The 10,257-nt window shown below is 74.4% G+C and carries 10 protein-coding genes; 1 reads left to right on the top strand and 9 read right to left on the bottom strand.

The window, feature by feature from the left end:
- Window positions 1-627 precede the first annotated feature (627 nt).
- From mnhG to AB7J25_RS28150, 9 genes are all read right to left on the bottom strand, one after another.
- Window positions 628-942, bottom strand: coding sequence for a monovalent cation/H(+) antiporter subunit G (gene mnhG / locus AB7J25_RS28190; protein WP_428513965.1), 315 nt, complete (start codon window positions 940-942; stop codon window positions 628-630).
- Complete coding sequence (locus AB7J25_RS28185; RefSeq protein ID WP_428513963.1) at window positions 939-1,205, bottom strand: monovalent cation/H+ antiporter complex subunit F; 267 nt, start codon at window positions 1,203-1,205, stop codon at window positions 939-941. The genes mnhG and AB7J25_RS28185 overlap by 4 nt, the downstream gene beginning before the upstream one ends.
- A complete protein-coding gene (locus tag AB7J25_RS28180; protein WP_428513961.1) occupies window positions 1,202-1,696 on the bottom strand; it encodes a Na+/H+ antiporter subunit E in 495 nt (164 codons plus the stop codon). Before AB7J25_RS28180 ends, AB7J25_RS28185 begins: the two co-directional genes overlap by 4 nt.
- Window positions 1,693-3,228 carry a Na+/H+ antiporter subunit D gene (locus AB7J25_RS28175; protein WP_428513959.1) on the bottom strand — a complete coding sequence of 512 codons (1,536 nt, stop codon included), beginning with the start codon at window positions 3,226-3,228 and terminating at the stop codon, window positions 1,693-1,695. Before AB7J25_RS28175 ends, AB7J25_RS28180 begins: the two co-directional genes overlap by 4 nt.
- Window positions 3,225-3,635 carry an NADH-quinone oxidoreductase subunit K gene (locus AB7J25_RS28170; RefSeq protein ID WP_428513957.1) on the bottom strand — a complete coding sequence of 137 codons (411 nt, stop codon included), beginning with the start codon at window positions 3,633-3,635 and terminating at the stop codon, window positions 3,225-3,227. Before AB7J25_RS28170 ends, AB7J25_RS28175 begins: the two co-directional genes overlap by 4 nt.
- Window positions 3,632-4,114 (bottom strand): MnhB domain-containing protein, encoded by a 483-nt coding sequence (locus AB7J25_RS28165; RefSeq protein WP_428513955.1) that lies wholly within the window; start codon window positions 4,112-4,114, stop codon window positions 3,632-3,634. Before AB7J25_RS28165 ends, AB7J25_RS28170 begins: the two co-directional genes overlap by 4 nt.
- Window positions 4,111-6,426, bottom strand: coding sequence for a hydrogen gas-evolving membrane-bound hydrogenase subunit E (mbhE, locus tag AB7J25_RS28160; protein WP_428513953.1), 2,316 nt, complete (start codon window positions 6,424-6,426; stop codon window positions 4,111-4,113). Before mbhE ends, AB7J25_RS28165 begins: the two co-directional genes overlap by 4 nt.
- A gap of 213 nt (window positions 6,427-6,639) precedes the next feature.
- Entirely contained in the window at window positions 6,640-7,146 is a 507-nt protein-coding gene (locus AB7J25_RS28155; protein WP_428513967.1) for a GNAT family N-acetyltransferase, read from the bottom strand.
- Between the two features lie 232 nt (window positions 7,147-7,378).
- Window positions 7,379-9,508, bottom strand: a complete 2,130-nt coding sequence (locus AB7J25_RS28150) for a malate synthase G (RefSeq protein WP_428513951.1) — start codon at window positions 9,506-9,508, stop codon at window positions 7,379-7,381.
- 273 nt (window positions 9,509-9,781) lie between these two features.
- Between AB7J25_RS28150 and AB7J25_RS28145 the strand changes: the two genes are divergently transcribed.
- Window positions 9,782-10,257, top strand: a 476-nt coding sequence (locus AB7J25_RS28145) for an FAD-binding oxidoreductase (RefSeq protein ID WP_428513950.1), incomplete at its 3' end; no start/stop codon positions are given.

Here is a 10,257-nt window from a genome sequence, read left to right as displayed (position 1 = left end):
TGTGTCGTGTCCCTTCGTGAGAACCCTTAGCCAGGTCTCACTGACCGTCACACGGTGGCCGCCTCCGTCATGGTCGCCACACCGAACACGGCGAACCCCGAACTCCACCAGCTCACGGGACGCAACCCCTCGCCGACGCCCGTCGCACCTCGCAGACGCCCGCGGACTTGACCCCGCCGCACCTCGCAGAGGCCCCACACCTCGCAGCGCCCCGCAACCTGCACCCCGCAGAGCCCACCCACGCCTCGCAGGCGCTGCAGCCTCTGCGAGGTGTCGGAGAACCCTGCGAAGCCGGACGGAACGGCCTGCAAAGCCGAGCAGAACCCTGCGAAGCACGCGGGACCCTGCGAAGCCGAGCACAACCCTGCGAAGCGGCCGAACCCCTGCGAAGCCGGGCCGACTCCGCACGGCCCGCCGCGGCGGCCATGCCCACCCCGCCACCGCGCTCCAGCGGGCCACCACCCCGCCACCGCACTCCAGCGGGCCACCGACCCGCCACCGCACCCACCGCACCCACCGCACCCCCGAGCCGTGCCGCCCGCCGCACCCGACGCAGGCGCCGCCCACCCCGGCACCCCGCCCGAGCACAGCCGGCCACCAGCCCCGCCTGACCTCACGCTCAGCCGGCTACTCCCGCTCGTCCACCACCAACACCTCGTCACGCGCCGTACCCGTCCGGTAGGCCGTACGCCCGAGCAGCTGCGCGATCACCGGGGCCGTCAGGACCTGGAAGACGCCGACCAGGGCCAGCGCGAGCGCCCCCGCGACGTCCAGGCGTAGCGCGGCGGCGGCGAGGATGCACAGCAGGCCCAGCGTCTGCGGTTTGGTGGCAGCCTGCAGCCGGGCCGGCAGGTCGGGCAGGCGCACCACGCCCAGCGCACCCAGCAGGCACAGCGCGGCGCCGACCAGCAGAAACACCGCCGTGAGCACGTCGAGGATCACCGGTGGCGCTCCCGTCGCTCGGCCAGCCGGGCCGCCGTCGCGCTGCCCACGAACCCGACGAGGGCCACCGCGGCGAGCAGCGGGACGTTCGACGTGTCCCGGTACCACCCGACGTATCCGGCGGTGGCGGCCACCAGCAGCACGACGAGGACGTCCAGAGCGGCGATCCGGTCCAGCGTGCTGGGCCCGCGCAGCAGGCGGATCCCGGTGAGCGCGCCTGCCGCGACGAGCATCGCGGCGGCCACGGTGAACACGGTGCTCACGACCGCACCTCCGGGTCCAGGGTGGCGACGACCCGCTGCTGCAGCGCCAGCGCGCGGCGCCGCGCCCGCTCGACATCGGCCGGGGTGCGGGGGCCGAGCACGTAGAGGTACCAGCGGCGGCCGTCGAGGTCGAAGTCCAGCGCCATCGTGCCGGGGGCCAGCGACATCGCGTTCGCGATCGCCACCGTGACCCGGTCCGAGCCGGTGGGCAGCGGCATCTCCAGCACGCACGCCCGCGCCGCCGGCCCGTGCCGTAGCGTGTGCCACGAGACCTCGACGCTGGAGACCACGAGGTCGCACAGCAGGTGCCCGGCCAGCATCAGCAGCCGCAGCGGCCGCACCGCGAGCGGGTCGACCACCCGCGGCAACCGCGCCACCGCCGTCACGCCCGCCGCGACCGCGATCCCGCCGAGGACGGTCACCGGTGTCACCGACCCCCACAGCAGCACCCACACCGCGGTGAGCCAGCCGATCCGGACCAGGATGCTCACTGGTCCACCCCCAGGACGGCGACGGTGTAGGCGCTGCGGTCGGCGAGGTCCGCACCGGCACGCGCCGTCGTCGCGGACAGCGGGCCCGCCGCGACGGCGATCCCCAGGCTCACCGCGACGATCGCGGCCGTCGCCGCGTACATCGGCCGGGAGGTCATCGACGCAGCAGCGGTGCCCACGACCAGCTCGTCGCTCGGATCCTCGTCGGGCAGCGCCGGCTTCGGCGCCCCCCAGAACGCCCGCGTCCACACCCGCACCAGCGCGTAGAGGGTGAACAGCGAGGCGACGACCACGACGCCCGCCGCCGCCACGGCCCACGGCCCGGCCCGCGCACCGGCCTGCAGCAGGGCGAGCTTCGCGACGAACCCCGCCGTCGGCGGCAGCCCCGCGAGCGTCAGCGCGGGCACCGCGAACAGCACCGCCAGCACGGGCGCGGCATGCGCCAGCCCGCCCATCCGGTCCAGGGCCGCCGTCCCCGTGCGCCGCACGATCAGCCCGCTGACGAGGAACAGCGCGGCCAGCACCGTGATGTGGTGCGCCGCGTACAGCGCCGCGCCACCGAACCCTTCCGGGGTCGCCACCGCGAGCCCGAACAGCATGAACCCGATGTGGCCGACGAGCAGGAACGACAGCAGCCGGTTGAGGTCGTCCTGCGCCACCGCGCCGAGCGTCCCGACCAGCATCGTCACCACCGCCAGGGCCAACAGCAGCGGGGACGGGCCGTCCGCGGGCAGGATCAGCGTCTGGGTGCGCAGCAGGGCGTAGAAGCCGACCTTGGTCAGCAGGCCCGCGAACAGCGCCGTCACCGGGGCCGGGGCGCTGGGGTAGCTGTCGGGCAGCCAGAAGTGCAGGGGCACGATCGCCGCCTTGATCCCGAACACGACGAGCAGCAGCAGCGCGAGCACGGCGCGCAGGCCCTCGGGCAGCGTCACGACCCGCTCCGAGAGGTCGGCCAGGTTGACCGTCCCGGTCGCCGCGTAGACCAGCGCGATCGCGGTGAGGAACAGCAGCGACGACAGCAGGCTCACCGTCACGTACGTCATGCCCGCCTGCACCGTCCGCGCCGAGGCCCGCCGCGTGATCAGCACGTAGGACGCCGTCAACATCACCTCGAAGGCCACGAACAGCGTGAACAGGTCCGCGGTCAGGTAGGCGAGCGCGACCCCGGCGCAGAGCAGCAGGTAGACGGGGTGGAACGTCGTGCTCGGCGCCTCCCGGCCCTGGTCCGTCACGCGCTGCGCGATGGCGTAGACCTGCACGGCGAGCATCACCAGCGTCGAGACCAGCAGCAGCAGCGCCGAGAGGCGGTCCGCGACCAGCGTGATGCCCACGGGCGGGCCCCAGCCGCCGACGTGCAGCACCACCGGGCCGCGGGCGTCCGCGGCGGCGAGCAGCACGGCCGCCGCGACCACCGACACGGCCACCGTCGGCACCGCCACGACCCGCGGCACCGCGGGGTGCCGCCCGCCCAGCATCGCCAGTGCCGCCCCCAGCATCGGCAGCAGCACCGGGACGGCGACGACCGCGCTCACGCAGCACGCTCCGCGGGGTCGGTCTCGTCCTCGCCCTCCAGGCCCGCCCGTGGTCGGACCCGCTCGCCGATCCGGCGGTCCTCGACGTCGTCCTGGACGTCGTCGTGCCCGACGAGGACGGACGAGCGGTACCCCAGTGCCAGCAGGAACGTCGTCAGCGCGAAGGTGATCACGATCGCGGTGAGGGCCAACGCCTGTGGCAGCGGGTCGGCGCTCGACTCCGGTGTCACCGCGCCCACCGGCGGCAGGGCGGGCGGACCGCCCGCGAGCTGCAGCAGCAGGTTCGCCCCGTGCCCCAGCACGATGATCCCCAGCAGCACCCGCATCAGGGAGCGCTGCAGCAGCAGGTAGAACCCCGCCGCGTAGAGCCCGCCCACGGTCAGGGCCATCGTCAGGTTCACGCTCACGTCCAGTCCTCCCGCAGGTCGCGCTCCACCCCGGCACCCAGCGCCCGCAGCAGCTCCAGCACCACTCCGACGATCAGCAGGTACACGCCGACGTCGACGAGGAGGTTGCTGGGGAACTCCAGGCCGAGCACGGCGATCGTCGTGCTGGTCAGCACGGGGGCGCCCGCGAACACCGGTGCCAGCGCCGTCCCGAGCGACACGACGAGGCCCGACCCGATCAGCGTCGAGGGCCGCACCGGCAGCGCATCGCCCGCCTCGCCGCGCCCGCCCGCCATGTAGCGCAGCACGAACGCCAGGCCGGCGACGAGCCCGCCCGAGAAGCCGCCACCCGGGCCGTAGTGGCCGACGAACAGCAGGTACAGGGAGAAGACGAGGATCGTCGGCATCAGCAGCCGGGTCGTCATCTCCAGCAGCAGCATCCGCGGCTCGCCGGGGCGCCGCGTGCCGGAGAGCAGGAACGGTCTGGGCCTCGCCGTCATCGCTGCACCTCCTGGCGCTCGCGGTCCGGCGACGGGCGACGAGCCCGGCGGTCGTGGCGGGTCGCGAGCACGAGGCTCGTCGCGCCCGCTGCCGCCGCGAACAGCACGGTGGTCTCGCCGATGGTGTCGAGCGCGCGGAAGTCCACAAGGATCGCCGCCACCACGTTCGACGCACCGGCCTCCGGCGCCCGCGCCAGCATCTGCTCCGCCGCGGCGGGCGGCTCGGTACGCGCCCCGCTCAGCACCAGCGCCAGCGCCGCCACGACCCCGCCGCCGAGCACCGCCACCAGCGCCTTCGGTAGCTGCACCCGCCGCGACGTCCGGCCCTGCGACTGCCCGAAGTGCGCCGGGAGCCGCCGCAGCACCAGCACCACCATCACCACGCTGAGCGTCTCCACCAGAAACTGGGCCAGCGCCAGGTCCGGGGCCCCGTCCACGACGAACAGGCCTCCCACGCCGTAGCCGATCGCGCCGACCAGCAGCACCGCGGTGAAGCGGCGCCGGGCGCGGGTCACCGCCAGCGCCGCCGTCAGCACGAGCACCGCGAGCGGCACCTGCAGCCACGAGTGCACCCACGGCGGGTCCGACGGCCCCACGCCCGCGGCCAGCAGCGCCCCGCCGGGCAGCACCACCACGACGAGCAGGATCACCCCCAGGTAGCCCGGCAGCGAACCGGCCTGCACCGCACCCGTGACCCGCACCGCCAGGCGGCCGATCCCGTCGAGCAGCACCTCGTAGGCGTGCTGTGCGTCCATCGCCGCCGGCAGCCGGACGCGCGGACGGCGCACCAGGTGCAGCGCGAGGCCCGCGCCCAGCGCCAGCGCGGACAGCGCCAGCTCCCACGTCCAGCCGTGCCACAGCTCGAGGTGGTACGGCGAGCTCACGTAGGCCTGTGCCAGCGCGTCCACCATCCCGGGGGCGAGGCCGAGCACGAGCCCGGCGACCGCCCCGATCCAGACGGGTGTGATCAGCGCGGCGCGCGCTCCGCGGTGCCCGCCGATCTCGGGGGCCGGGGCGGCGAGCGGCCCGAACGTCCCCCACCAGAAGCGCACCCCGTACGCGACCGTCAGCGTCGATCCCGCGACCAGCCCCCCGAGCACCCACGGGTGCTGCGCGAACCCCGCGAACGCCGCCTCCTTGCCGATGAACCCCAGGAGGGGCGGCAGCCCGATCATCGAGGCGATCGCGAGCGCGGCCGCGACGGCGAGGCCCGGCAGGACCCGCCCCAGCCCCGCGAGCTCGCGCAGGTCGCGCGTCCCCGCCAGCCGGTCGACGGCCCCCGCCGTCCAGAACAGCGACGCCTTGAACAGCCCGTGCGCGAGCAGCACCGCCTCCCCCGCGATGGCAGCCGTCGCCTCCCCTGCCCCGAACAGCACCGTCAGGAACCCGAGCTGGCTCACGGTGCCGAACGCGAGCAGCCGCTTGAGATCGGTCTCGCCGAGCGCCCGCCACCCGCCGAGCAGCATCGTCGCGAGCCCGATCACCACCACCGGCACCGTCCAGGCGAGGTGGCCCGCGAACGCCGGGGTGAACCGCGCGACCAGGTACACCCCGGCCTTCACCATCGCGGCCGCGTGCAGGTACGCGCTCACGGGCGTCGGTGCCGCCATCGCCGCCGGGAGCCAGGGGTGGAACGGCAGGAGCGCGGACTTCGTGAACGCGCCTGCGAGGATCAGGGCGAACGTGAGCGCGCCGACATCGAGCGTCCCCGCCTGCCCCGCGGCGACGATCTCGGAGATCCGGTAGGTGCCCGCGTCCTCGCCGAGCAGCACGAACCCGAGCAGCATCGCGAGCCCGCCCGCGACCGTCACCAGCAGGGCCTGCACCGCGGCCCGCCGCGCCGCCCGTTGCTCGCCGCCCTGGCCGACCAGCAGGAACGACACCACCGACGTCAGCTCCCAGAAGACGTACAGGGTGAGGAGGTCGTCGGCGAGGACGAGGCCCAGCATGAGGCCCGCGAAGGCGACGAGCATCGCCGCCGTCCGGTTGCCGGGGCCGGGATCGGGGGCGTAGGCGCGGGCGAAGTAGCCGCCGCAGTAGGCGAGCGTGACGGCGCCGAGCCCGGAGACCAGGACGACCATCGCGAGCGCGAGCGCGTCCAGGCGGAACGACGGGGTGAGGCCCAGCTCCGGCGCCCACCCGACCACCTCTGTGACCCCGCCGTCCAGGGCGGCCGACGTGTGGGCCAACGCCCAGGTCAGCGCGACCGCGGGCACGAACGCCCCCAGCGCGAGCGCCGCCCGTCTGCTCCGGGCCGCCAGGGCCGGCAGGATCGCGGCGGCGGCGAGATGGGCGAGGACGAGCGCGAACACACTCTTTCCTACCCCGCCCGCACCCGGCGCCACTCGTGTTCGGGTCCGAGGTCACGCCCCGCCCCGCGAGTTGCGCATCCTGCGGCGGCGAGTTGCGCATCCCGCGGCCGCGAGTTGCGGAATTGGCCGGGGCGAGGTGCGGAATTGGCCGGGGCGAGTTGCGGGACTGGCCCGGCCGAGTTGCGCATCCCGCCGGCGCGAGTTGCGGGATCGTCAGGCGGAGCGGGTGACGCCTCGGACCGGCACCAAGAGCGCCTTCGCGAAGCACCGGCACGCCGGGTGCTCGCGATAGATCCCGAACGGCGGGATCGCGACGTAGCCGGCGCTGCGGTAGAGCGCGACCGCCTCCGGCTGACGGGTCCCGGTCTCCAGGATCGTCCGCCGGCAGCCGAGCTCGCGCGCGACCCGTTCGAGCTCGGCGAGCACAGCACGGGCGAACCCGCGCCCCCGATGGTGATCGGCGACGTACATCCGCTTGATCTCGGCGTCGCCGTGGCACACCGCGGCGTCCTCGGCGCCCGACCGCACCCGGAACCCGCCGGCGGCCACCGGCTCCCCACCCGCGTACCCGACGACGAACCATCCGCGCGGCGGGGCGAACTCCGCCGGGTCGACCGGCGTGCCGTCGCCACCGCCGTAGCGCTGCACGTACTCCTGTTGCACCGCGGCGACGAGGGCCACGGCATCGGGATGGGTGAACGGGACGCGGCGCAACTCCAGCACGTCCCCGACGCTAACTCGCGGGTTGCACGTCCCCTCAGCCCGACGTCCGCGGATTCGTCGGACCGAACGCGGATCACGCCCTGTCGAAACGCGCAACTCGCGGGCGCAGGATGCGGAACTCGCGGCGGCAGGATGCGCAACTCGCGGGCGCAGGATGCGGAACTCGCCACCGCAGGATGCGCAACTCGCCGCGGCAGGATGCGGAACTCGCGGGTCAGGTGGGCCGCGGTCAGTGGGCCTTCGCCCGCTGCCGCCAGGTCGTCAACGCCCGCTCGGTGTACCCGTTCGGTTCCGCCCGCCCGGCGAACACCAACTCCAGCGCAGCCTGGTACGACGGGCTGCCCTCCAGGTCGGCGCTCATCGGCACGTATCCGGGCTCGCCCGCGTTCTGCTCGTCCACCAGCGCCGCCATCCGCGCGAAGGTCTCGCGCACCTCCGTGTCGGAGACGAGCCCGTGGTACAGCCAGTTCGCGATGTGCTGGCTGGAGATCCGCAGGGTGGCGCGGTCCTCCATGAGCCCCACCCCCGAGAGGTCCGGCACCGTGGAGCACCCGATACCGAGCCCCACCCAGCGCACGACGTAGCCGAGGATCCCCTGGGCGTTGGTCTCCAACTCGTGACGGCGGTCGGCGGCGGACAGGTCGGCGGCCGCGTCCCCGCCCAGCACCGGCACCTCCAGCAGCCTGCGCCGGTCCGTCAGCGGCCGGCCGGAGAGCTCCCGCTGCCGCGCCGCGACGTCGGTGCGCAGGTAGTGCAGCGCGTGCAGGGTCGCGGCTGTCGGCGAGGGCACCCACGCGCAGTTCGCGCCGGCCTCGGGCTGGGCGCCCTTGGTGTCGAGCATCTCGCGCATGGCGGCCGGCTTGGCCCACATGCCCTTGCCGACCTGGGCCTGCCCGGCGAACCCGGCGCGCAACGCGACGTCGACGTTGCGGTCCTCGTAGGCGAGCAGCCACGTCGCGGACTTCATCTCGCCCTTGCGCACCACGGGCCCGGCCTCGAAGTCGGTGTGGATCTCGTCGCCGGTGCGGTCGAGGAAGCCGGTGTTGACGAAGATGACGCGGTCGGCGGCCGCGGCGACGCAGGCCTCCAGGTTGACCGACGTGCGCCGTTCCTCGTCCATGATCCCGATCTTGACCGTGGTCGGCTCCAGGCCCAGGAACTCCTCGACGGCGGCGAGGATCTCGACGGCGAGCGCCACCTCGTCCGGCCCGTGCATCTTCGGCTTGACGACGTAGACGCTGCCCGTGCGCGAGTTGGTGAACCTGCCGCGGCCGCGCAGGTCGTGCAGCGCGGCGGTGACGGAGACGAGCGCGTCGAGCAGGCCCTCGCCGACGGGCTCGCCCCCGATCGTCGCGGCGTCGGTGCGCATGTGGTGGCCGCAGTTGCGGACCAGCAGCACGGACCGGCCCGGCAGCACCAGCTCCGCCCCGTCCGGGCCCACGTAGCGCCGGTCGCCGTGGACCCGGCGCACGACCTCCTCCCCGCCCTTGGTGAAGGTGGCCTCGAGCGTGCCGAGCATGAGCCCGAGCCACGTGCGGTAGGCGCCGACCTTGTCCGGCCCGTCCACCGTCGCGACGGAGTCCTCCAGGTCGACGATCGTGGTGACCGCCGACTCCACCACCACGTCCGCCACGCCCGCGTGCTGCTGGCGCCCGACCCGGTGCGACCGGTCGATCGAGAGCTCGACGTGCAGCCCGTTGCGACTCAGCAGCACCGCGCCGTCGGCGGAGCCCGCGAACTGCGCCGGGTCGGCGAGCGTGGTCGTCGCGGCGGCGGTCTCGATCGTGAGCTTCGCCGGATCGTCGACGCGGTAGGCGGTGACGTCGGCGTGGCTGCCGTCGGCGAGCGGGAAGTACTCGTCGAGCAGCCGATCCGCCTCGGCGATCACCTGGGCGCCGCGGCGCTCGTCGTAGCCCCTCGCGAGCTCGTGCTGCAGCGGCAACGCGTCGGTGCCGTAGAGGGCGTCGAAGAGCGAGCCCCACCGCGCGTTGGCGGCGTTGAGCGCGTAGCGCGGCACCGTGGCCGGGACGACGAGCTGCGGGCCCGCCACCTCGGCGATCTCGGCGTCGACCTTCGTGACGTGCACCGTCGGCGACGCGGGCGGCAGCAGGTAGCCGATCTCGGTGAGGAACGCCTCGTAGGCGTCGAGGTCGGGGTCCCCGCGGTGCTCCCGGTGCCACCCGTCGAGACGCTCCTGGAGTTCGTCGCGGCGGGCGAGCAGCGCGGCGGTGCGGCCAGCGAACCGCTCGTGCAGGTCGACCAGCGCGGCCCAGAACCGGTCGGGGTCGATGTCGAGGCCCGGGAGCAGCTCGTCGGCGACGAAGGCGCGCAGGGTGGGGTCGACGTGCAATGCGTCCATGGGGAGTTCTTACCCCGGGCCGCGTGGTCGCGATGCGGCCGTTCGCCGAGCCGCAGCGGGTGTCACCCCTTGCCGAGGCTCTCCGTTCCGACGGTGGTCGCACCGGTGTGCGTCCACCGGCCGAGCAGCACGGACTCGTTCGCCGACGACTCCGGCGCCGCGTCCTCCGCGGGCGGTGATCCCCGTCCGCGGTGCGGCGCGGCCACCCGTGGCCGCCGTGCACCGCAGGTGCGGATCATGCACGCGGGGCGGCACGGGTCGTACCCTCGACCCATGGCGCTGGACGGCACGGTCAGGCTGGCGTTCGAGCAGGCCCTCGACCCGCGGGACGTGATCTCCGATCCGGTGCGCTGCCGCGCCTACGAGTGCGACGGCCTCACCGGCTACCGGGTGCGCCCCGAGCTGGTGCTGCTGCCCCGGGACGCGCAGCAGGTGGCGGCCGCCGTGCGCGTCTGCCACGAGCACACCGTGCCGTTCGTCGCCCGCGGCGCGGGTACGGGCCTGTCCGGGGGCGCCGTCCCGGTCGCGGACGGCGTGGTGATCAGCCTGGCGCGGCTCAAGCGCGTCCTGGAGGTCGATCCCGTGAACCGGCGCGCGGTCGTCGAGCCGGGCGTGACGAACCTGGAGATCACGGCGGCCGCGGCGCCGCACGGCCTCTACTACGCGCCGGACCCGTCGAGCCAGCAGGTCTGCACGATCGGCGGCAACGTCGCGGAGAACTCCGGCGGCGCCCACTGCCTCAAGTACGG

Source organism: Pseudonocardia sp., assembly GCF_050246655.1.
Taxonomy (GTDB): domain Bacteria; phylum Actinomycetota; class Actinomycetes; order Mycobacteriales; family Pseudonocardiaceae; genus Pseudonocardia.
Note: the sequence above shows the minus strand (reverse complement) of the source record. Positions and strands in the feature narration are given on the sequence as shown.

Excerpts from the sequence above, each read along its gene's own strand:
- AB7J25_RS28165 (WP_428513955.1), bottom strand. The coding sequence starts at position 4,114 with ATGACGGCGAGGCCCAGACCGTTCCTGCTCTCCGGCACGCGGCGCCCC.
- AB7J25_RS28150 (WP_428513951.1), bottom strand. The coding sequence starts at position 9,508 with ATGGACGCATTGCACGTCGACCCCACCCTGCGCGCCTTCGTCGCCGAC.